Origin of the sequence: Shewanella sp. MSW, from assembly GCF_007636515.1 — a bacterium.
Taxonomy (GTDB): domain Bacteria; phylum Pseudomonadota; class Gammaproteobacteria; order Enterobacterales; family Shewanellaceae; genus Shewanella; species Shewanella indica.
In genome coordinates, this window is sequence record NZ_LVDR01000003.1 from 13,124 (window position 1) to 34,248 (window position 21,125).

Annotated in this window: 17 protein-coding genes; 12 read left to right on the top strand and 5 right to left on the bottom strand. The window is 56.4% G+C overall.

The window, feature by feature from the left end:
- Window positions 1–323 precede the first annotated feature (323 nt).
- The 8 genes from AYI96_RS03295 (at window position 324) to AYI96_RS03330 (ending at window position 10,058) form a co-directional block, all read left to right on the top strand.
- The gene (locus AYI96_RS03295; RefSeq protein WP_039035010.1) at window positions 324–989 is read left to right on the top strand and encodes an ABC transporter ATP-binding protein; all 666 of its coding nucleotides are present in this window, start codon (window positions 324–326) and stop codon (window positions 987–989) included.
- Complete coding sequence (locus tag AYI96_RS03300) at window positions 982–3,585, top strand: ABC transporter permease (protein ID WP_144361000.1); 2,604 nt, start codon at window positions 982–984, stop codon at window positions 3,583–3,585. Before AYI96_RS03295 ends, AYI96_RS03300 begins: the two co-directional genes overlap by 8 nt.
- Complete coding sequence (locus AYI96_RS03305; RefSeq protein WP_144361001.1) at window positions 3,585–4,763, top strand: lipocalin-like domain-containing protein; 1,179 nt, start codon at window positions 3,585–3,587, stop codon at window positions 4,761–4,763. Before AYI96_RS03300 ends, AYI96_RS03305 begins: the two co-directional genes overlap by 1 nt.
- A gap of 389 nt (window positions 4,764–5,152) precedes the next feature.
- Window positions 5,153–5,452, top strand: coding sequence for a chaperone NapD (locus AYI96_RS03310; RefSeq protein WP_025889977.1), 300 nt, complete (start codon window positions 5,153–5,155; stop codon window positions 5,450–5,452).
- Window positions 5,449–7,932, top strand: coding sequence for a nitrate reductase catalytic subunit NapA (napA, locus tag AYI96_RS03315; RefSeq protein WP_144361002.1), 2,484 nt, complete (start codon window positions 5,449–5,451; stop codon window positions 7,930–7,932). Before AYI96_RS03310 ends, napA begins: the two co-directional genes overlap by 4 nt.
- 10 nt (window positions 7,933–7,942) lie before the next feature.
- A complete protein-coding gene (gene napG, locus AYI96_RS03320; RefSeq protein ID WP_039035014.1) occupies window positions 7,943–8,686 on the top strand; it encodes a ferredoxin-type protein NapG in 744 nt (247 codons plus the stop codon).
- Window positions 8,683–9,621, top strand: a complete 939-nt coding sequence (gene napH / locus AYI96_RS03325; RefSeq protein WP_144361003.1) for a quinol dehydrogenase ferredoxin subunit NapH — start codon at window positions 8,683–8,685, stop codon at window positions 9,619–9,621. Before napG ends, napH begins: the two co-directional genes overlap by 4 nt.
- Window positions 9,618–10,058: a nitrate reductase cytochrome c-type subunit gene (locus AYI96_RS03330; protein WP_025889974.1), complete on the top strand. Its 441-nt coding sequence runs from the start codon at window positions 9,618–9,620 to the stop codon at window positions 10,056–10,058. The genes napH and AYI96_RS03330 overlap by 4 nt, the downstream gene beginning before the upstream one ends.
- A gap of 106 nt (window positions 10,059–10,164) precedes the next feature.
- Here the strand turns inward: AYI96_RS03330 and AYI96_RS03335 are convergent, their stop codons facing one another.
- Complete coding sequence (locus AYI96_RS03335) at window positions 10,165–10,800, bottom strand: class I SAM-dependent methyltransferase (RefSeq protein WP_039035016.1); 636 nt, start codon at window positions 10,798–10,800, stop codon at window positions 10,165–10,167.
- 328 nt (window positions 10,801–11,128) lie between these two features.
- Window positions 11,129–13,801: an aconitate hydratase AcnA gene (acnA, locus tag AYI96_RS03340; RefSeq protein ID WP_144361004.1), complete on the bottom strand. Its 2,673-nt coding sequence runs from the start codon at window positions 13,799–13,801 to the stop codon at window positions 11,129–11,131.
- 170 nt (window positions 13,802–13,971) lie between these two features.
- On the opposite strand from acnA, the gene AYI96_RS03345 reads away from it, so the two are divergent.
- Window positions 13,972–14,232: a DUF5062 family protein gene (locus tag AYI96_RS03345; RefSeq protein WP_025008966.1), complete on the top strand. Its 261-nt coding sequence runs from the start codon at window positions 13,972–13,974 to the stop codon at window positions 14,230–14,232.
- Between the two features lie 76 nt (window positions 14,233–14,308).
- Here the strand turns inward: AYI96_RS03345 and AYI96_RS20230 are convergent, their stop codons facing one another.
- Window positions 14,309–14,449, bottom strand: a complete 141-nt coding sequence (locus tag AYI96_RS20230; protein ID WP_177192603.1) for a hypothetical protein — start codon at window positions 14,447–14,449, stop codon at window positions 14,309–14,311.
- A gap of 95 nt (window positions 14,450–14,544) precedes the next feature.
- On the opposite strand from AYI96_RS20230, the gene AYI96_RS03350 reads away from it, so the two are divergent.
- Window positions 14,545–15,426: a LysR family transcriptional regulator gene (locus tag AYI96_RS03350; RefSeq protein WP_071476559.1), complete on the top strand. Its 882-nt coding sequence runs from the start codon at window positions 14,545–14,547 to the stop codon at window positions 15,424–15,426.
- 12 nt (window positions 15,427–15,438) lie between these two features.
- On the opposite strand, the gene AYI96_RS03355 is transcribed toward AYI96_RS03350, so the two are convergent.
- The gene (locus AYI96_RS03355; protein ID WP_039035019.1) at window positions 15,439–16,308 is read right to left on the bottom strand and encodes a universal stress protein; all 870 of its coding nucleotides are present in this window, start codon (window positions 16,306–16,308) and stop codon (window positions 15,439–15,441) included.
- Window positions 16,309–16,415: 107 nt separating this feature from the next.
- On the opposite strand from AYI96_RS03355, the gene AYI96_RS03360 reads away from it, so the two are divergent.
- The gene (locus tag AYI96_RS03360) at window positions 16,416–17,612 is read left to right on the top strand and encodes a cation:proton antiporter (RefSeq protein WP_071476558.1); all 1,197 of its coding nucleotides are present in this window, start codon (window positions 16,416–16,418) and stop codon (window positions 17,610–17,612) included.
- Window positions 17,613–17,671: 59 nt separating this feature from the next.
- On the opposite strand, the gene AYI96_RS03365 is transcribed toward AYI96_RS03360, so the two are convergent.
- The gene (locus AYI96_RS03365; protein ID WP_144361005.1) at window positions 17,672–19,909 is read right to left on the bottom strand and encodes a S9 family peptidase; all 2,238 of its coding nucleotides are present in this window, start codon (window positions 19,907–19,909) and stop codon (window positions 17,672–17,674) included.
- A gap of 183 nt (window positions 19,910–20,092) precedes the next feature.
- On the opposite strand from AYI96_RS03365, the gene AYI96_RS03370 reads away from it, so the two are divergent.
- A complete protein-coding gene (locus AYI96_RS03370) occupies window positions 20,093–21,082 on the top strand; it encodes a class 1 fructose-bisphosphatase (RefSeq protein WP_144361006.1) in 990 nt (329 codons plus the stop codon).
- Window positions 21,083–21,125: the final 43 nt, after the last annotated feature.

The following is a 21,125-nucleotide window of genomic DNA, read 5'->3' on the forward strand; positions in this document are numbered from 1 at the left end:
ACCTGAAAGAGTACCTCCAACCGGGTTAACCGGTGGAAATTGCCTCGTCGGTGTGGGGGCGATTCCCCACTCTCCTGCTACCTTCATCCGAACGGATTGCCACGTTATTCGTGGCAGGTGACACAGTTTGCGCCTAAATGGCCTCCGGCTCAAGGGGCAAAGCCCCCCCTAATCCTGTTTGCTGCAAAAAATTTGACCTCGACCTACACCCCGAGCGACCGAACCCGGTTCGGTTTACGCAATAACAACAGCTGAAAGTCGAGTTCACCGATTGAAAAAACTTGTTATGCTGTAGCAGATTACTGCGGTTCACAGGAGTTCAAATGCAGAGCCAGGTGTTGCTGGAAGGGGTAAGCAAAGGATTTTTGGACGGCGATCGCCCCCACAGGGTGCTGGAAAATCTCAGCCTGGAGATCAAACCCGGCGAGACGGTGGCATTGACCGGCCCCAGTGGCAGCGGCAAGAGTACACTGCTGAATCTGATAGCCGGTTTTGAGCACCCGGACAAAGGCCGCATTCTGCTGGCAGGTCAAGACAGCAGCCGCTGGCAGGACAAACAGTGGAGCGCCTTTCGCCGCCGCCATCTGGGGGTGGTGTTCCAGCAATTCAACCTACTGACGCCGCTCAATGTTCGCGACAATATTCTCTTTCCCCTGTCGCTGCTCGGTGAAGGCTGGCAAACCTGGTGCGATCACCTGGTGCAGGCGCTGGGGCTGACGCCACTGTTGAACCGGGAAGTCGAAAGTCTCAGCGGTGGTCAGCAGCAGAGAGTCGCCATTGCCCGCGCCCTGGCCCATAAGCCTGAACTGCTGCTGGCCGATGAACCGACAGGCAACCTGGATGCCGCCGCCGGTGATGAGGTGATGCAGCTTTTGTGCTCTCTCGCCGCCGATGCCGGCAGTGCCATTCTTATGGTCACCCACAGCGAAACGGCCGCCGCCTATATGCAGCGCCGCTGGCACCTGCAGCAAGGGCGCATTCATGAATGACACAGGGGCGCTGACCACAATCAAATTGGCCTGGCAGGCCCTGAAAGTCACCCTGGCCCACTATCGCAAGGCACCACTGCAAGCCGGCGCCATACTGCTGGGAGTGGTGTTGGCGGTGACTCTGCTGATTGGCGTCAAGGCCACCAATGACAACGCCATCAACAGCTACCGTGAGGCGGGCGAAGCCCTGGGACAACAAGCCAGTTTGTTTATCACCCCCAAGGCCCGCGGGGCCAGCCTCGATGAAGCGCTCTATTTTCAGCTGCGCCAAAGCGGCATCCAAGCACTGCCGGTGATCAGCGGCGTCCTTGACGACGCTCAGGGCCGCCAGTGGCAAGTGGAAGGCAGCGATATCATTGCCGCCCTCGGCACCTTCGAGCAAAGGGGCAATGGCCGCAACCATCTGCCCTTGAATAGACTGCTCGCCGGAGAGCCCATCATTGTCATGAGTGACAGCCTGCATCAGGGACTCAAGGCGCCGCCAACCCTGTCCCTCGGTGGGCGCACGCTCGAAGTGCTGGCGCTCGCCGACTCAGAGCAGCTCGGTAACCGCCTCTATCTGGATATCTCGCTGGCCCAGCAACTATTAAAGCGCGAGGACACCCTCAGCTATATCGCCCTCTTTGGCGAGTCGCAAAGGCTCAAAGAGCGACTCAAGCAAAGCGGACTGCCGCTGGATAAGCTGAATATCAGCGAGCAGGACAAGGGCGCCGCCCTGACCGCGCTCACCCGCAGCTTTCATTTGAACCTCAACGCCATGGGGATGTTGGCCTTCGTGGTGGGGCTGTTTATCGCCTACAACGGCGTACGCTACAGCCTGATGAAACGCCGCCGTTTGTTGCTCTTGTTGCTCAAGCAGGGCCTGGGACGGCGCGCCCTGATGCTGGCACTGCTGCTGGAGTTGTTGTTGCTGGTGTTCATCGGCTCGGCCAGCGGCTTTATTCTGGCGCTGCAGCTCAGCCAGTGGCTGCAGCCCATGGTGGCGCTGACCTTGGAGCAACTCTATGGTGCGACTCTGCTGCCGGGGAATTGGCGCTGGCAATGGTTGGCCGAAGGCGCCGGTCTGACACTTATCGCCGCACTGCTGGCCTGCGTGCCCCTGTATCTTGAGCTGTGTCATCAGAGCCTGGCACAAAATACCCAGAGCCAATGGCATGCCCACAGACACAGAAGCATGCACAAACGCCTGTTTCTCATCGGGGTTGCGCTGCTTGCCCTGACGGCGCTGCTTTACCCCTTGAGCCAAACCCACCAACACAGCCTGGGCTTGATGGGGCTCTTGACCCTGGCTATCCCGCTGCTGTTACCGCAACTGTTGCAGTCTTTACTCGGGCTATTGGCGCGGCTGTTTCCGTCCGGGCTCAGCAAGTACGCCATCGCCGATACCCGAGAGCTGGTGGCACCGCTGGCGCTGGCCATGATGGCGTTGCTACTGGCCCTGTGTGCCAATATCGCTATGAATACCCTGGTAGGCAGCTTTGACAAGACCCTCAGAAGTTGGCTCGACACCCGCCTGCATGCCGAGCTTTATATCCGCCCGGGCGCCGGCAATATGGCGAATCTGGAGCATTTTCTTGAGCAGCAAGCCCCCGGACTGGCTCACTTCTACCAATGGCAGGCGCCCTTCTATGCCAAGGGAAGCGGCAATGCGCTGGAGATAAACCTTATCAGCCGGGACGCCGACTCTATCGCCCACACCACGGCGCTGAAGACCTCGGCCCAAGTTGCCTCCAAAGAACAAGTTGCTTCCCAGGAACAGGTGCAAGGAGCCCAAAACCAGCAACAGCAAGCGCTGCTGACTGTGATCCAAGGCCAGGCTCTGGCTATCAGCGAGCCCTTGGCGCTGACCCTGGGGCTGGCGCCGGGCGACCAGCTCAGCCTCTGCCCGGATAAGGACTGCAAGACACCACTGACCCTGCCCATCAGCGCCATCTATTACGACTATGGCAATCCCAAGGGTGAGGTCCTGCTGGCGCAATCCCTCTGGCAACAGCTTAAGCTGCCAACTGAAGCCGTTAGCCTGGCGGTGAGTGGCATAGCAACAAGTGCAGAAAGCGCCAAGGGGGCAGGACTCACAAGCATTGCCGCCCTAGAGCGCGCCCTCATTCAAGAGCTTGGACTCAGTCCGGTACAGGTCTACAGCCAGCAAAAAATTCGCGATGAGGCGATTCGAGTCTTTAACAAGACCTTCAGCATTACCCTGGTGCTCAACACCTTGACCTTACTGGTGGCCGCCGTGGGGCTTTTCAGTGCCGTGCTGATGCTGACCCAGTCCCGCCAGGCGAGCCTCGCCATGTTACGCTCGCTCGGGCTTACCCGTGGCCGGCTTTTGTCTATGTTGCTATTGCAGATGCTGCTGGTAGTGCTGCTCACCTGTCTGTTGGCCCTGCCCATGGGGGCGATTCTCGGTTACCTGCTTATTCATAAGGTGACGCTGCAGGCCTTCGGCTGGACCATAGCCATGCAGTGGGACTGGCTGGCCTATGGCCGGGTGGTGCTTTTGTCGCTGCTGTGCTGCATCCTGGCGGTGATAGTTCCCCTCTATTGGCAGAGCCGCCGCTCTTTGGTCTCCAGTCTGCAACAGGAGGTGCTCTAATGCGATTGATTACAATGCGATGGCCTGTCGCCGCGCCCTTGTTAGCGGGACTACTGCTGGGCGGCGCTGCGCTGAATGGCTGCGATAAGGCTCATCAAGACCAGGCTCAGCAGCAAGACTCACGGGCCATGAGCCGGGTGATGGGTACAGCGAGCGAAGGCTATGCGAAAGTCGAGCCAGGTGCGGCGCTGCAATTTCCGGAAGATCACTTATCCCACCCCAAGTTTCGCCAGGAGTGGTGGTATCTGACCGCCAATCTGACCACGCAAAGCGGTGAGCCCCTCGGACTGCAATGGACTCAGTTTCGTATTGCCCTTTCCCCGGATGAACCTGAATCCAGCTCTCCCTGGGCGACGAATCAGCTTTATATGGCTCACAGCGCACTCAGTTTTCAAAACAGTCACCAAAGCGCCGAGCGCTGGGCCAGGGGCGCACTTGCCGCGCCCCAAGGCAAAGCAGCCCATCCCCAGGGAGCTCAAGCCGGAGCCGTGGGCTTGCCGCTCAGGGTCTGGCTCGATAACTGGCGCTGGCAAAGCCGGGCGGCAAGTGGCCCCAATAGCGGGCTGTTTCCCGCCAGTTTACAGGTCAGCGAAGAGGACTTTGCCTTCGAGCTGCAACTCGATAGCCAAGCCGAGCTGCAGCCTCAGGGAGACAAGGGTTTCAGCCGTAAAAATGCCGCCGGCACCGTGGCCTCTTACTACTACAGCCAGCCCTTTATTCGGGTCGAAGGCAGAGTGCGCCACAAAGACCAATGGCTGCAGGTATCCGGCAATGCCTGGCTCGATAGGGAGTGGAGCTCAGAATTTCTCAGTCGCGGCCAACAGGGCTGGGACTGGTTCGCCTTGCGGCTCGATGACGGCTCGGCCCTGATGCTGTTTCAGCTCAGAGAGCAGGAAAATAAAGCCTTTTTCAGCGGCAAGCGCATGTATCCCGACGGCAGTGGCCACCTGCTGGCGCTCGATGATATCAGCCTCAGCGTCAAGGACTGGCAACAAACGGCCAGCGGTCGTTACCCTGTAGCCTGGCAACTGGAGCTGCCGGGAGAGTCTCTGTCACTGACTCTGGAAGCCCTCAATCCCAATGCCGCCATGAACCTGTCTATCCCCTACTGGGAGGGGCCAATCACCATCAAGGGCACACAAACCGGCATGGGTTATATGGAGCTGACCGGCTATTGAATAACCCAGCTATCGGGCTAGGTTGTCGATGTATGAGTGTTCGATAACCGAGCCGCTAAGCATCTAGGGCAGATAACCTCCTGAAAGACAGTTTGAAAAATCGCTTATCGGCAATGGCATCCGTCCGTTTGCATAACCCTCTTTAGGTAGTAAACAAGAACTATTCTCAAAATGGCGTTGCATTAATATTGCAAGAGTCAAGCGGCTAATCTGTTTAAATTTCAAACTTGGATTCAGATCACATTGAAAATGTTGATCCGGATCGCCAATCGCTTTCATTACCTCTCAAGAGGTATACCCACATTTTTAATGAGGTCTAGACTTTGATTCAGTTCCGGTGACTCGGCCCATGCCGTGCCTGTCGCCCTTACCTGTCGAGGTGAGCCTCAATGAAGCAACAAACAGAGATGGAATACCATGTCACCAGTCTGGTGGTGCATGCCGCTCCGGGAACCCTGGAGGCGGTGACCACTGCCATCCAGGCCCTTGAAGGCGCCGAAGTCCACGCCAGCAGCCCAGAAGGCAAATTGGTAGTCACCCTCGAAGGCGAAAGCCAGGGCGAGATCCTGGATAACGTCGAAGCAATCAACCGTCTGCCCGGGATACTGTCCAGCAGTCTTATCTATCATCAGGTCGATTCTGAGCCTGTCAGTCAAACAAAAGAAATAAAGAGTGAGGAAACACCATGAGCATAAGCCGCCGCGAGTTTCTTAAAGCCAACGCCGCCGTTGCCGCCGCCACGGCCGTTGGAGTCACTCTGCCAGTGAAAGTCGTCGAAGCCGCTGAGCAGAAAGACAATATCAAATGGGACAAGGCCCCTTGCCGATTCTGCGGTGTCGGCTGCTCTGTGCTGGTAGGCACAAAAGAGGGCAAGGTCGTCGCCACCAAGGGCGATCCTGAGAGCCCGGTCAATAAGGGCCTGAACTGCATCAAGGGCTACTTCCTGTCGAAAATCATGTACGGAAAAGACCGTCTGACCACTCCACTGCTGCGGATGAAAGACGGCCAGTATGCCAAAGAGGGTGAGTTCACCCCGGTGAGCTGGGACAAGGCCTTCGATGTGATGGCAGAAAAGTGGAAGCACTCGCTCAACACCAAGGGCCCGACTTCTGTGGGCATGTTCGGCTCAGGCCAGTGGACCATCTGGGAAGGCTACGCCGCCTCCAAGCTGCACAAGGCAGGTTTCCGTACCAACAATATCGACCCCAATGCCCGCCACTGTATGGCCTCGGCCGTGGTCGGCTTTATGCGTACCTTTGGTATCGATGAACCCATGGGCTGTTATGACGACCTGGAAGCCGCCGATCACTTTGTGCTCTGGGGCGCCAACATGGCCGAGATGCACCCCATCCTCTGGGCCCGCCTGTCGGATCGCCGTCTGAGCCACCCCGACGGCAAGGTGCATGTACTGTCTACCTTCGAGAACCGCTCGTTCGATTTGGCCGACAACCCGATAGTGTTCAAGCCTCAGTCCGACCTGGTTATCCTCAACTATATCGCCAACTACATTATCCAAAACGGCGCGGTCAACAAGGACTTCGTCAACAAGCACACCAAGTTTGCTCTGGGTGTGGATGACATAGGTTATGGCCTGCGTCCGGATCATCCGCTGGAGAAAAAAGCCAAGAACCCGGGTAACGGCAAGTTCAGCGATATCAGCTTCGATGAGTACGCCAAGTTTGTCAGCCGCTACACTCTGGAATACGCCAGCGAGATGAGCGGCGTGGAAAAAGAGCGCCTGCTGGAGCTGGCCAAGGCCTATGCCGATCCCAAGGTCAAGGTAATGAGCCTGTGGACCATGGGTATCAACCAACACGTGCGTGGGGTTTGGGCCAACAACATGCTCTATAACCTGCACCTGTTGACCGGCAAGATTGCCACTCCGGGTAACAGCCCCTTCTCTCTCACAGGCCAACCCTCAGCCTGTGGTACCGCCCGTGAAGTCGGCACCTTTGCCCACCGTCTGCCCGCCGATATGGTGGTCAACAACGACAAACACCGCGCCATCACAGAAAAGGCCTGGCAGCTGCCTGAAGGCACTATTCCGCCCAAGCCCGGTTTCCACGCCGTGTTGCAGAGCCGGATGCTGAAAGACGGCAAGCTCAACTGCTACTGGACCATGTGTACCAACAATATGCAGGCCGGCCCCAACATCAACGATGAAATCTATCCCGGTTTCCGTAACCCGGAAAACTTTATCGTGGTGTCAGATCCCTACCCAACAGTCACCGCCATGGCGGCCGACCTGATCCTGCCTACCGCCATGTGGGTCGAGAAAGAAGGTGCCTATGGTAACGCCGAGCGCCGCACCCATATGTGGCACCAGCAGGTGAAAGCCCCTGAAGGCGCCAAGTCGGATCTGTGGCAGCTGATGGAGTTCGCCAAGCGCTTCAAGGTAGAGGAAGTCTGGCCCGCCGAACTGATTGCCAAGAAACCTGAATACGCCGGCAAGAACCTCTATGAAGTGCTGTTCGCCAACGGCGTGATCAACAAGTTCCCCGCCAGCGACTGTCAGGCCGAACTCAACGATGAATCTGAACACTTCGGCTTCTATGTGCAGAAGGGGATCTTCGAAGAATACGCCGCCTTCGGTCGCGGCCATGGTCACGATCTGGCCCAGTTCGACCGCTACCACGAAACCCGTGGTCTGCGCTGGCCGGTAGTGGATGGCAAGGAAACCCTGCGCCGCTTCGTTGAAGGTTCTGACCCTTATGTTAAACCGGGTTCAGGCTATCAGTTCTACGGCAAGCCGGATGGCAAGGCGGTGATCTTCGCCCTGCCCTACGAACCGGCCGCCGAAGAACCCAACAGTGAATATGATCTGTGGATGAGCACAGGTCGGGTGCTGGAGCACTGGCACACAGGTTCAATGACCGCCAGGGTGCCCGAGTTGTACCGCGCCTATCCGGATGCACAGATCTTCATGCATCCTGATGACGCCAAGAGCCGTGGCCTCAAGCGTGGTGATGAAGTCATCGTCGCCTCGCCTCGCGGCGAAGTGAAGACCCGGGTTGAAACCAAGGGCCGTAACAAGCCGCCCAAAGGTGTGGTGTTCATGCCCTTCTTCGATGCCCGTCAATTGGTCAACAAGCTGGTACTGGACGCCACCGACCCTCTGTCCAAAGAGACAGACTACAAGAAGTGTCCGGTCAAAGTGATGAAGGCGTGAGGCAGCAGTAATGGGTGACAAACGCAATGGTGTCAATAACATCAATCGTCGCCAGTTTCTGGCGACCACGGCCAAAGCCGGCTGTGTGATGGGGTTGGCCGGGCTGGGGATTTCAGCGTTGGCCAAGTCCCAGTCGCTGGCGCCCCAGGCGATACGTCCCCCGGGCGCCCTCGCCGAGGACGCCTTTCTCTCGGCCTGTGTTCGCTGTGGTCTCTGTGTCGAGGCCTGTCCCTATGACACCCTGAAACTGGCGCGTTGGTTTGAAGGGGCTGCCACAGGCACGCCTTTCTTCAGCGCCCGCAGTATCCCCTGCGAGATGTGCGAGGACATTCCCTGTACTCGCGCCTGTCCCAGTGGGGCACTGGATACCGGCCTCGAGAAAATCGAGGATGCCAGAATGGGCACAGCCGTACTAATAGATGAGAAAAACTGCCTTAACTTCAAAGGCCTGAGATGTGATGTCTGCTACCGCGTCTGCCCGCTCATCGATGAGGCCATCACCCTTGAGCGTGCCCGCAATGAGCGCAGTGGCCACCACGCCATGTTTATTCCTACCGTGCATGCCGATATCTGCACCGGTTGCGGCAAGTGTGAACATGCCTGCGTTTTGGAAGAAGCGGCGATCAAGGTGCTGCCGCAGAAACTCGCCAGCGGCAAGACCGCCGAGCACGACACTTACATAGACACGGAAAAGACCACCCTGGAGATGCTCAATCAAGGGCTGCCTGGACTGGGTAACGGAGGCGCAATATGAGTCGAAGAAAAAACCAAAGCTCAGACGCCTTTGCCGCCGATGCCATCGCCACCCTGGGTTGGTGGAAGGCACACAGGTTCCTGCTGCTCAGACGCCTGTCACAACTGAGCGTTTTGCTGCTGTTTGCCATAGGGCCACTGTTTGGCCTCTGGCTGCTGAAAGGCAACCTGTCGGCCAGTCTGTTACTGGACACAGTGCCGCTGGCCGATCCGCTGGTGACGCTGCAGACCCTGGCCAGTGGCCATCTGCCGGAACTGAGCCTGCTGCTCGGCGCCGCCATTGTCGCCCTGGGTTATGGTCTGCTGGGTGGACGAGTGTTCTGCAGCTGGGTCTGCCCGGTCAACATGGTGACCGATACGGCCGCCTGGCTCAGACGCAAGTTGGGCCTGCCCAGATTACCCGAGCTGCCAAGGTCGCTGCGCTACTATCTGCTGGTATTGGTGTTGCTCTTGCCCCCACTGACCGGCCTGTTGGCCTGGGAGTGGCTCAACCCAGTTCCCGTGGCCTACCGGGCCTTGTTGTTCGGTGGCTTCAGTGGCCTGTGGCTGCTACTGGCGATGCTGCTGCTGGATCTGTTCGTCAGCGAGCGCGCCTGGTGCAGCCACCTGTGCCCCAGTGGCGCCCTCTACAGCCTGCTGGGCAAGCTGCGACTGGTCAATATCGAGGCGGTAAGAGCCAACGACTGCAACAACTGTATGGACTGTTTTACCGTGTGTCCCGAACGACAGGTGCTCAAACCCGCCCTCAAGGGAAGCAACCCAACGATAACCAGTACCGATTGCACCCTCTGCGGCCGCTGTATCGATGTCTGTGCCAAGAAGGTCTTTGAGTTTGATACGCCATTAACCCGGCTCTCGCCCAAGGGTGAAGCCAAAGACAAATCCAACAAAATAGATTGCAACCGAATTGCCACCAAGGCGGAGAACAAGCAATGAAAAAAACACTCAGCGCAGCCGCGATGCTGCTGGCACTCAGCGCCTGCTCAGGACAGCAGGCAGAAACGGCTCAGCCGGTTAACGTCAGTTCTCTTGGCGGTGGCGATGCAGAGATTAGCTCTGTACGCCCGGCCGATGCCATGCCTTCCTATCCAATGCGTGGCAATGCCATAGAGCGCAACTACGCCGAGCAGCCGCCCCTCATTCCTCACAAGGCCGACTACCCCATCAGCCTGAAGAAAAACAGCTGCATGAACTGCCATGACTGGAGCAAGGCCAAGCGCATGAAGGCAACGCCTGTGGCCAAGTCCCATGTTATCGACGACAAGGGCACCCTCAATGGACAGAACTATTTCTGTACCCAGTGCCATGTGCCTCAGGCCGATAACAAGCAGCCGCTGGTGGAAAATAACTTCAGCACTGGCGCTGCCAACTGATAGCGAAAAAACCGGGTCGCTGCTTCCTGGAGGCGCCCCGGTTTCAAGGTACAGCCCCAAAGGGATTGGGGCTTGCCTGCCCTTCCCAGCCCTTCACTTTGATGCCTCAATTTTTCTGAAAAATGGCAATCCGCCGCTCATCGACAAAACATAAGCTCAAAGCAAACATCTCACAGAGCCAGTCCAATGTTGCGCGATGGAAGAAACTGCAATGGGTAGGATCCCGGGTATAGTGCCAGTCATAAAACTGGGCTTCACTCTGCCAGCGGTCTGTCATTATGCCTAAATAGCCCCCCGGAACCAGATGTGCCAGCAGCGCGCTTATCTCGGCGGCAGGCCAGTGCAAGTGCTCGAAACACTCGCTGGAGAGAATAAAGTCATACTGTGCCTGCAATGGATTGGGGAAAAACAGCGGGTCGAAATCGTCACACGCTATCCCTTCCCGGGCCAGGAGTTTCGACAGTGTCGGCCCAGGGCCACAGCCAAAGTCCAGTCCCTGCATGCCCGGGCGCAGAAAGGTCATCGCCGGCGTCAACAAGCGCTGCAAAAAGCCCACATAGCCGGGATCGTCAATGCTGTTCTCGTGGGTATCGTAAAACTGCTGTTCCTCATTCAAGGGCAGCAAATGCACAGGGTCGAGAAAGATGAGCCGACACTCTGGGCAGAGAAAATAACGTCTGGCAACCCTGGCGGGAACTGTCTGTTTAGGTTGGGTGTTGGCACACAAGGGGCATGGATTCATCTATGACTCGGTTCACTTTAACGGCTTTGGTTTAACGACTTTGGTTTTGCAGCTTTGGTTTTACAGCCTTGGCCTAAAGGCTTTAACTCAGAGCTCTAATTCAGAGCTTTGGCTCAGTGCCTGGCTCATTACTTTGACTCGGCGGTTGGCTATCGGGCAGGAGCTTTCATACTTTCCCGCAACAGTCGCCGCCAAAAACTGCACCTACTCTAACAAACCCCGTCCCCGGCTCCTAGGGAAGGTGCAAACAAATCCCATGTTTGCTCTGCTGTTGTGGAATAGCAAAAACCGCCCCCCCAGAAGGCGGTTTTTGACTGAACCAGCTGAGCTATTCGGTGGCCAAACGCTCCAGCACATAGGTCAGCACACCACCGGCACGGTAGTAAGCAACCTCCATGCCGGTATCCAGGCGGCTGAGCAGCGTTATGGTTTTGGACTCACCATTGGCGTAATGGATCTGCGCCTGCAGCTTCTGGTTTGGCTTAAGCTCGCCATCCAAGCCGAGAATATCCACTGTCTCATCACCGGTCAGGCCCAGAGTCTGACGGGTTTCCCCGGGCAGGAACTGCAATGGCAGCACGCCCATACCCACCAAGTTGGAGCGGTGAATACGCTCAAAGCTCTCCACTATGACCGCCTTGACCCCGAGCAACAGCGTCCCCTTGGCGGCCCAGTCACGGCTGGAACCTGTACCATATTCTTTACCGGCAATAACCACACTTGCCTGCTTTCTGGCGCGATAGGCCATGGCAGCGTCATAGATAAAGCGCACCTCGGATTCGCCCTGCATTCGGGTAACACCACCTTCATGGCCGGGCACCATCTCATTGCGGATACGGATATTACCGAAGGTACCGCGCATCATCACCTCGTGATTCCCGCGGCGTGAACCGTAGGAGTTGAAGTCCTTGTCGGCTACACCATGACCGCGCAGGTAATCGGCTGCCGGACTGTTTTTGGGGATCACCCCGGCCGGGGAGATATGGTCTGTGGTGACAGAGTCCCCCAGTAGCGCCAGAATCGCGGCCCCCTTAATGTCATCCGTATTACCGCCGTATTCGGCTTCGAAGAAGGGCGGTAACTGAATATAAGTGGAGGCGGGATCGAAGGCATAGGTTTTGCCCGAGCCCGAGTCGATGGCGCGCCAGGCATCATCGCCATGAAACACATCGGCGTACTGCTGCTGGAACATGCTGCGACTCACCTTGCCCATTAAGGAGGCTATCTCGGCATTGCTGGGCCAAATGTCTTTAAGGAAAACCGCTTTACCATCGCGGCCTTTGCCTATGGGATCGCGACTGAGATCGATACGGCTGGTTCCCGCCAACGCATAGGCGACCACCAGAGGAGGCGAGCAAAGCCAGTTGGACTCCACCAAGGGGTGGATCCGCCCTTCGAAGTTACGGTTACCGGAAAGCACTGAACCCACATGGATCTTCTGTTCGCTGACCGCCTTGGTGACCGCCTCCGGCAAGGGGCCCGAGTTACCTATACAAGTAGTGCAGCCATAACCCACCAGGTTAAAGCCCAGGCTATCGAGCGCCGTTTGCAATCCGGCCTGTTGCAGATACTGGGTCACCACCTTGGAACCTGGGGCCAACGAAGTCTTGACCCAGGGCTTGCGCTCCAACCCCAGCTCCACCGCCTTTTGTGCCAGCAACCCGGCAGCCAGCATCACCGCCGGGTTGGAAGTATTGGTACAACTGGTAATGGCGGCAATCACCAGATCGCCATGGTGCATGGCAAGCTCGCTGCCTTCGAGTACAAACGCCTGCTCAAGCTCGCTGCGCCCCGAGAGACGAATGGCATCTTCGGCCGCCTGCTTGAGCTGACTGACGGCGACTCTGTCCTGGGGCCTCTTGGGCCCGGCCAGGCTGGGTTCAACACTGGCAAGATCCAGACTCAGGGTATCGGCAAACTCGGGGGCGCTATCGCCAGTCTCTCGCCACAGCCCTTGCGCCTTGGTGTAAGCCTCCACCAAGGCAAGCGTCTGTTCATCTCGGCCACTGAGGCGCAGATACTCCAATGTCTGCGCATCCACCGGGAAGAAGCCACAGGTTGCACCATATTCAGGTGCCATATTGGCGATGGTGGCTCGGTCGGCCAGCGGCAGCTGATCCAAGCCATCACCATAGAATTCGACAAATTTACCCACTACCCCCTGGCGGCGCAGCATCTCCACGACTCTGAGCACCAGGTCGGTGGCTGTAATGCCTTCACTGAGCTGCCCCTTGAGCTCGAACCCCACCACATCCGGGATCTGCATTGAGATGGGTTGCCCCAACATGGCCGCTTCGGCTTCGATACCACCGACACCCCAGCCAAGTACCCCCAAGGCGTTGATCATAGTGGTATGGCTGTCTGTACCCACCAGTGTATCTGGATAGACCCAAGTGGCTCCTTCTTCGTCAAGTCCTTGCCAGACACCTTTGGCCAGATACTCGAGGTTTACCTGATGGCAAATGCCGGTGCCCGGTGGCACCACGGAGAAGTTATCGAAGGCGCCCTGGCCCCACTTGAGAAATTGATAACGCTCGAAGTTGCGCTGCATCTCAATCGCCACATTGTCCCGATAGGCATCCGGATTGGCAAACTTGTCGATGCTGACCGAGTGGTCAATCACCAGATCCACCTTGGACAGAGGATTGATCTTTTGCGGATCGCGCCCTTTGGCCACCAGCGCCGCCCGCATGGCGGCCAGGTCTACTATCGCCGGGACGCCGGTAAAGTCCTGCATTAATACCCGCGCCGGATGGTAAGCGATCTCCTGCTGGCTGCCGCGGCCACGGCCCTTGGCCAGCGCCTGCAGATCGTCGATATCACAATGGTCGGTATCCAGATGCCGCAGAATGTTTTCCAACAGCACCTTGCAACTCTTGGGTAATGCGGCCACCTCGGCAATTTCCGCCAGGGGCCCTTCATTAAGGCTGTAGTATTGGAATGAGGTGTTTTTGACAGTCAAGGTGCGTTGTGCCTTGGCCTGATATTTGACTTTGGACATCACTACTCTCCCTAAGTTGAGTTGTCGTTCCGCCAACCAGCTTAAGTTATGCTCAAATAAGGTACAAGGGCACCTTAGGTTGTCGCAGTATTTTTAAGTGTAATCTCAGCCACTTTGCGCTAGTTTAGAAACGAGCCCAAGCAGGGGGCGATAAGCTGGGAGCGATACAGATGAAGAAACACAAGAATGAAGCGGCTCTGTTGAAACTGGCGTTGGAGATAGGTTTGGGATACTCGCTCAAGCGTGGCTTTGCCCCTCTTGGGGATAAGGTGCCGGAGAAAGAAAAAGTCGAGTGCGTCTATCGCCTCTTGGTGCAGGATAAACTGATAGGGCCTTTGCCATCGGACAAAGAAGATGGCCCCAATATGAAACATAGGCTGGTAATGTGGATCAGCGGCAAATTGCCCAAGGAGCATCCACTATTACAATAACCTTGCATCATGCAGGATATAACTATGCCAAAATAGTTAAAATGACAAAAAGAAACCCGGCACGGGCCGGGTCACTTTAGACTGCTTTGGCTTTTTTGTGGAACATCAGCTTCCAGAAACTCTGGGACTTGGCTTTGACTGGCTTGGCCTGGTGTTCCTGAGTCTCAGTGGCAGTTTGCCACAGGGAGCTAACCCACAAACCTTGATATGCTTTCATCGATATTTCCTCTTTACTTGGGACGCTGATCAAATTAACGCCGCCATGACTATTAGTAAAATGAATTAATTCCATAGCAAGAATTCCAAATAAGCATGAACATACCAATCAAGACCTTACACTGCTTTCTGACCCTGGTGGAAACCGGTAACTTTACCCGAGCCGCCGAGCAGTTGTACCTGACTCAGCCAACCCTGAGCAAGATGATCCAGCGTCTGGAAGACACTCTGGATCAACAACTCTTGATCCGCAGTAATCAAAAAGTAGAGCTGACGCAAGCCGGAGAAATATTTCATGCCAGCGCCTGTCAGATAATAGGTCAATGGCACAGAATGGAGCAGGACTTGAGTAACTTAAGTGGCCTCAAATCCGGCCACCTGCGCCTGGGGGTCTGCCCCATGATGAGCAGTCTGACCATAGATCTGTTAACCGAGTTTCGCCGCACCTATCCGGCGGTCGAGTTGCAGATGCATGAATACGGCGGCTTTGGTTGTGAGCAGGCACTACTCGCCGACACCCTGGACATCGCCTTCACCGCACTGCCTACCACCCATGGAGAGCAGTTGTCTTCATCGCCACTGCAGGGTTATCCGCTGAAGGTCTGTCTGCCGGTAGGTCACCCACTGACCAGCAAGCAGGCGATAGAATGGCGGGATCTGGCCGAGTATCCTTTCATCCTCTACAACGAGGACTTTTCACTGGCAAAGTTATTGACCCGCCTGAGCCGCGAAGCCGGGGTCACGTTGAATATCGCTTTTCGCAGTGGTCAATGGGACTTTCTCGGCGCCATGGTACAAGCCGGAATGGGGCTGGCGCTGCTGCCGGAGCCCATCTGCGACAAGCTCGGCGAGCAAACGCTCAGCTATCGACCTATGGCGAGTGAAATCACCTGGCAGCTAGGGCTGATTTGGCGCAACAACCTGCCCTTGACCCCGGCTGCCGAGGCCTTGGTTGCCCTCAGTAAAAAGGGGTTGTGAGAAGGCAGGCTATTAGCTTGCCTGTTCCTCATCGGTTGGGATAACCAGCACATTGCTGCGTACGCGCCGCAAAATCTGCTCAGCGGTATTGCCTATCACCCGCCCCATCAAGCCCTGGCGCTGACGTGCACCAATCACCAGATAGTCGCTCTTGAGCCTGCAGGACAACTGATACAGACAGAGGTCAGGATCGCCGGCAATAATATGGATCTGCTCTTTGGGGAGCCCAGTTAATTCCAACAGGGTTTGATGTCTGCGCCAGGCCGACTTGACCATTTCATGCAGGTTAAGCACCTCGAGATCGCGGATCACCTTAGGCACCCGAATAATATGTGCCAGATGCAACTTGGCACCACTGGCCTTCGCCAGCTCTCGACCATGCTGCAACACCAGTTGATTGAGGCGCTGTTTTTGCTGACTTTTGGCATCGAGATCCACCGCCATCAAAATACTGGATGCCTTCTTGATCGGGTTATCGCTGAGCAGCATCAAGGGCACCTTGGTGCTGCGAATAAGATGCCAATCGGTCGGCAGAAAATGCTCGCTCTGGTGCACTGTCTTAACCACCATATCAAAGCCATAGCGACCGGCATGGCTGCTGACATGTTCGTAGAGATACTTGCTCCAGATAATATGCAGCGGCACATCCTCTGCATCCAACTTTTTGAGATGAGCCGACACCTCGGCTTGCTTCTCCTTCATCAGCCGCTGCTGGGCGGCCCCGGCAAGCCGTGGACTGTAATATTCGTCACCAGAGAAATATTCGTAGCAATAAGCAAATACTTGAGGTTGCATCTCAAGTAATTCCGCTACCTCCAATCCTTTGGCAATCGCATCAGTGTTAGCCTCTTCATGTTGTTCGATGATAAAAAGCTTACCCATTTGTTTTCTCCAAACTTTCTGGTAATTGTCTACTTTTTAGACTCTAATCTGGTGCAGGATAAACCATACTGATCCCGATCAACAATTGCACCTATGGGGGATACTCAATGTCGATGGATAGTCTGTTGATCGCCTTGTTCCTGATCTTGCTGTTCTCCCGCGTGCTGGGAGAGTGCTGCAACCGTATCGGCTGGCCTGCGGTAGTGGGGGAAATAGGGGCAGGCTTGTTGCTTGGTCCTTCAGTGCTCGGCTGGCTGGAACCAACCCAAGTGCTGGCCAATATCGCCGAGCTCGGGGTGATACTGTTGCTGTTTTCCATTGGCGCCGAAACCTCGATACAGCGCCTCTACAGCGCCGGACGTCAGGTGGTGGCGGTGGCCATTATCGGCATAATCGCTCCTCTGCTACTCACCGGCCTGGCTGCCTTCTATTGGTTGGAGCTATCGCTGTTTGCCGCCCTCTTCTACGGCTGTACCCTGACGGCCACCAGCATAGGCATCTCTCTCAGGGTACTAAGCGACAGTGGCCAGCAACAATCCAGTGCCGGTCATCTGATCCTGGGAGCGGCGGTATTTGACGATATTGCCGGGGTGATACTGCTCAGTTTGCTGTTTAACTTTGCCAGTGAAGGCCAACTGGCACCGCTGGCAATCATTAAACTCTGCGGCTTACTGCTGCTGTTTCTACTGCTGGCACCGCCACTTGGTAGGATGTTAATTTACCCGCTACGAGTGCTCAGCTATCAATCCCAAACCCCTGGCTATGAGGCCGTGGTCATGCTGACACTGATCTGCCTGTTTGCCTGGCTGGCACACCTTTTTGGCGCCCCGGCGCTGCTCGGCGGTTTTGTCGCCGGTTTGGCGCTATCAAGGCAGTTTATCTGGCCCTGGCAGAAGTATCTGCAAAACCCCTTTCCCTTTACCCACAAGCTGGAAAAATCGATGCAGCCACTGACCGATGTGTTTGCGCCTGTGTTCTTTGTCTATGTGGGGATCAGCCTCGACTTGAGCCAGTTGAACCTCAGCCCCTACAGCCTGTTGCTCTTGCTGGCGATGATACTGCTGGCATTTATCGGCAAGCTGGCGGCCGGTTTGGTGGTCAGCGGCACTTGGCGGCAAAAGCTGATAGTCGGCAGCGCCATGGTGCCCAGAGGAGAAGTCGGTTTGGTCTTTGCTGAAGTGGGACGGCAGTTGGATATCATTCCGGCCAAGGTATTTACCGAATTGGTGTTGGTGATAGCCATCACCACCCTGCTCGGCCCCTTGCTGCTCAGACGCCTGTTGCCCAAGGAGGGCGAAGCATAAAAAGCCGCGCCATATGAGGCGCGGCATTTTATGCTTCCAGATAATTTCAGCTTACCGGCTCAGTTGCCTTTCAACTCTGTCTCAAGGAAGTCGGTCAGCGAGCGGTACAGATGAGTGCGCACCTTATCGCCCCGCATCGAGTGTTTGGAGCCGGGGTAATCTATCATGCGGAACAACTTGCCTTCATCCTGCAGTGCCTTATATACCCGGGTGCTATTCTCGAACAATACATTGTCATCGGCCATGCCGTGATACATCAGCAAGCCTGAACGATACTTGCTCACATAGGGGAAGACACTGCTGGCCTCGTAGCCCCGGGCATTGTCGTCAGGATGGCCGAGGTAGCGCTCGGTATAGTGGGTATCGTACAGGGCCCAGTCGGTTACAGGAGCGCCACTGATGGCCGCCTTGAAGTAGTCGGGCGCCTTGAACAGGCTCATCAGCGCCATATAGCCGCCATAGCTGTGGCCATAGATGGCGATGCTGTCGGCCTTGACCCAGGGCAGGGTGCGCAGGAAATCGACACCTGTCTTCTGATCTGCCACTTCGGCATCACCAAGATGGCGGTAGATCACCTGCTCGAAGGCCCTGCCTCTGTGCGCCGACCCCCGGTTATCCAACTGAAATACGGCAAAGCCCTGCTGCAACAGATATTGGGTGTAGTAATCCTGCTCACTCCAGCTATTGACCACCAACTGGGCGTGAGGCCCACCGTAAACCCTTACCACCACGGGGTATTTGGCCTTGCTGTCGAAATTCACCGGCTTGAACAGGCGGTATTGCAGCGCCTTGCCATCTTTGGCCTTGAGGGTGCCAAACTCGGGCAACTGCCACAGCCCGGCATAGTCATACAGAGGGTGTCCGGCCTTGACCGCGTTCTCTTCCACCCAGGCCAGATGCTCACCGCTTTGGTTGTGCAGACTCACCTGGGGAGGCTGCGACAGACTGTTGAAATAGTCGAGGTAGACAGATTCCTTGTCGGCAAACACGGCATTGTGCATGCCGCCACGCCGGCTGATGCGCTCTATCTCACCGCCATTGAGGCTGACCCGATACAGATGGCGCTCGACCACACTGTCTTTACGGCCACTGAAATAGACCCAACCCTGCTTTTCATCTAGGTGTTCTATCTCGTCGACCGCCCATTTCCCCTGAGTCAGTTGCCGTTTGACCTTGCCCTTGTCATCAAACAGATAGATATGGTTGAAGCCATCACGCTCGGATGCCCAAATAAAGCCCGGCTGCTGCTTGAGAAAATAGAGGTCGTGGTTGAGGTTAACCCAGGCATCGCTACGCTCGGAAACCAGAGTCACGGCGCCTTTGCCCTCGCGGCTGTCTACCTGGCGCAGATCCAACTGCTGCTGACTGCGATTCTGCCATTGAAACGACAAATGCTTGCTGTCCGGCAGCCATTTCACCCGCGGCAGATAGATATCTTTCTCACTGCCGAGATCCACCCATTGAGTCTTCCCGGACGCCAGCGACACTACCCCCAGGGCAATCTCAACATTGGGCTTACCGGCATAGGGATAACGTTGCTCGGTCAGCTTAATGCCATCGGCATAGATCTCATTGCGGGTCACCAGCTCCACGCCCGACTCATCGATGCGGGTATAGGCGATGGCCGATTCATCCGGCGCCCACCAGTAACCTGTCATACGGTCCATCTCTTCCTGAGCCACAAACTCGGCCATGGCGTTCTTGATGGCCCCGCCGCCATCCTGGGTCAGCGCCGTGAGCTTATGGTCTTTCAGCTGGAGTACATAGAGATTTTGCTCGGCCACAAAGGAGACAAAATTGCCCTTGGGCGACAGCTTGGCATCTGTGGCAAAGGCATTCCCTGTGGGCAGCAGAGTCACCTTGGCATCGACCAGGCTGAAGTAGTAGAGTTTACCGGCCGCCGGGATCAGCAACGCCTGACTGTCGTCGGCCCAGAAGTATTCCATGATCCCCTGGCCATACACTCGCTGCCGCTCGCGGCGGGCCTTCTCTTCATCGGAAAGTTCACCGGCTTCGAGCCTAGAGGCGTCCAGCAGCAGACTGACCTGACCTGTGGCGACATCCATCTGCCAAAGGTCGTAGAAGTATTGGTTGTCTTTACGGCCCGCCAGGTAAGTGACCCGCTTGCCGTCGGGAGAGAGTTTGAGCCCTCGGGGGCTGGCACCGGCCAGTGCCGGTGAAGAATAGAGGCGCTCAACCGTTAAGGGCGTTTTGCCACCTTCCAGAGCGAAGGAGTGGCCGCTGGCCAGTGTCAGAGGTATCGCCATAAGCGCCGAAGCCATCCAAGTTTTTTTCATTATTATTTCCGGAATTATAAGAGACAAGAGCCACGGCATCCGGCCACAGCCCAAAAAACAGCCCTCATTCTGCCCCAATTGACAAGGGATCGGCAAACCCGTGCAATTGGCCGCTGAAATATCGCCGGTTCTCGGTTATGATCCTGTCCCAGAAAAAGCTCAGACCTCTTTTAAGGAAACAAGATGCAGACTCTGGCCCAAACCCTCAAACAGCAGGCTGTCACCCCAGCCTTGTCCCAATTGCTTCTCACTCTGGCCCAAAGCTCAGTCGCCATCAGTCAGGCGGTAAGACACGGCGCACTGGCCGGTGTGCTGGGTGCCACCACCCAGGAAAACGTTCAGGGTGAAACCCAAAAGAAACTGGATGTGATCACCAACGAGATGCTCAAAGATGCCCTCAAGGCCGAAAACACAGTGCGCGCCCTGGCATCGGAAGAGGAAGATCATATTGTTGAAGTCGGTGACAGCGGTGAGTTTCTGGTGTGTTTCGACCCACTGGACGGCTCTTCCAACATAGACATCAACTCGCTGGTGGGCACCATTTTTTCTGTGCTGCCGGCACCCGAGGGGGAGATCAGCGAGCAGAGTTTCCTGCAAAAAGGCAGCGAGCAACTGGCGGCGACCTATGTGCTCTACGGCCCATCGACCATGTTGGCCCTGACCACAGGCCAAGGGGTGCAACTCTTTACCCTGAATCCGGAAACCGGCGAGTATCTGTTAACCAATGAAGCGGTGAGTATTCCCAAAGACACCGCCGAATTTGCCATCAATATGTCCAACCAGAGATTCTGGGAAGCGCCGATGCAGACCTATATTGCCGATCTGCTGCTCGGCAAAATCGGCCCGAGAGAGAAGTCGTTCAACATGCGCTGGATTGCCGCCATGGTGGGCGATGTGCACAGAGTATTGAGCCGCGGCGGCATCTTTACCTACCCAACTGACAACAAGAACCCGGATAAGCCCTACAAGCTGAGACTGATGTACGAAGCCAACCCAATGGCACTGCTGGTTGAACAGGCCGGCGGCAAGGCCAGCACAGGTTATCAGCGCATTCTCGACATTCAACCGGAGCAAATTCACCAGCGGGTAGCCGTCATTCTGGGCTCGGCCAATGAAGTCGATGCCTGCCTCGAGTACCATCAACAGGATTACAGCGGCGAGCCTGAACTCTAAACGCCGCTTGGGGCTGCCGGGGTCGGCAGCCTTGAATTGGCGG

Bases quoted from the DNA above. Each gene is read 5' to 3' on its own strand.
- AYI96_RS03295 (WP_039035010.1), top strand. From the start codon at position 324: ATGCAGAGCCAGGTGTTGCTGGAAGGGGTAAGCAAAGGATTTTTGGAC.
- AYI96_RS03300 (WP_144361000.1), top strand. From the start codon at position 982: ATGAATGACACAGGGGCGCTGACCACAATCAAATTGGCCTGGCAGGCC.
- AYI96_RS03305 (WP_144361001.1), top strand. From the start codon at position 3,585: ATGCGATTGATTACAATGCGATGGCCTGTCGCCGCGCCCTTGTTAGCG.
- AYI96_RS03310 (WP_025889977.1), top strand. From the start codon at position 5,153: ATGAAGCAACAAACAGAGATGGAATACCATGTCACCAGTCTGGTGGTG.
- napA (WP_144361002.1), top strand. From the start codon at position 5,449: ATGAGCATAAGCCGCCGCGAGTTTCTTAAAGCCAACGCCGCCGTTGCC.
- napG (WP_039035014.1), top strand. From the start codon at position 7,943: ATGGGTGACAAACGCAATGGTGTCAATAACATCAATCGTCGCCAGTTT.
- napH (WP_144361003.1), top strand. From the start codon at position 8,683: ATGAGTCGAAGAAAAAACCAAAGCTCAGACGCCTTTGCCGCCGATGCC.
- AYI96_RS03330 (WP_025889974.1), top strand. From the start codon at position 9,618: ATGAAAAAAACACTCAGCGCAGCCGCGATGCTGCTGGCACTCAGCGCC.
- AYI96_RS03335 (WP_039035016.1), bottom strand. From the start codon at position 10,800: ATGAATCCATGCCCCTTGTGTGCCAACACCCAACCTAAACAGACAGTT.
- acnA (WP_144361004.1), bottom strand. From the start codon at position 13,801: ATGTCCAAAGTCAAATATCAGGCCAAGGCACAACGCACCTTGACTGTC.
- AYI96_RS03345 (WP_025008966.1), top strand. From the start codon at position 13,972: ATGAAGAAACACAAGAATGAAGCGGCTCTGTTGAAACTGGCGTTGGAG.
- AYI96_RS20230 (WP_177192603.1), bottom strand. From the start codon at position 14,449: ATGAAAGCATATCAAGGTTTGTGGGTTAGCTCCCTGTGGCAAACTGCC.
- AYI96_RS03350 (WP_071476559.1), top strand. From the start codon at position 14,545: ATGAACATACCAATCAAGACCTTACACTGCTTTCTGACCCTGGTGGAA.
- AYI96_RS03355 (WP_039035019.1), bottom strand. From the start codon at position 16,308: ATGGGTAAGCTTTTTATCATCGAACAACATGAAGAGGCTAACACTGAT.
- AYI96_RS03360 (WP_071476558.1), top strand. From the start codon at position 16,416: ATGTCGATGGATAGTCTGTTGATCGCCTTGTTCCTGATCTTGCTGTTC.
- AYI96_RS03365 (WP_144361005.1), bottom strand. From the start codon at position 19,909: ATGAAAAAAACTTGGATGGCTTCGGCGCTTATGGCGATACCTCTGACA.
- AYI96_RS03370 (WP_144361006.1), top strand. From the start codon at position 20,093: ATGCAGACTCTGGCCCAAACCCTCAAACAGCAGGCTGTCACCCCAGCC.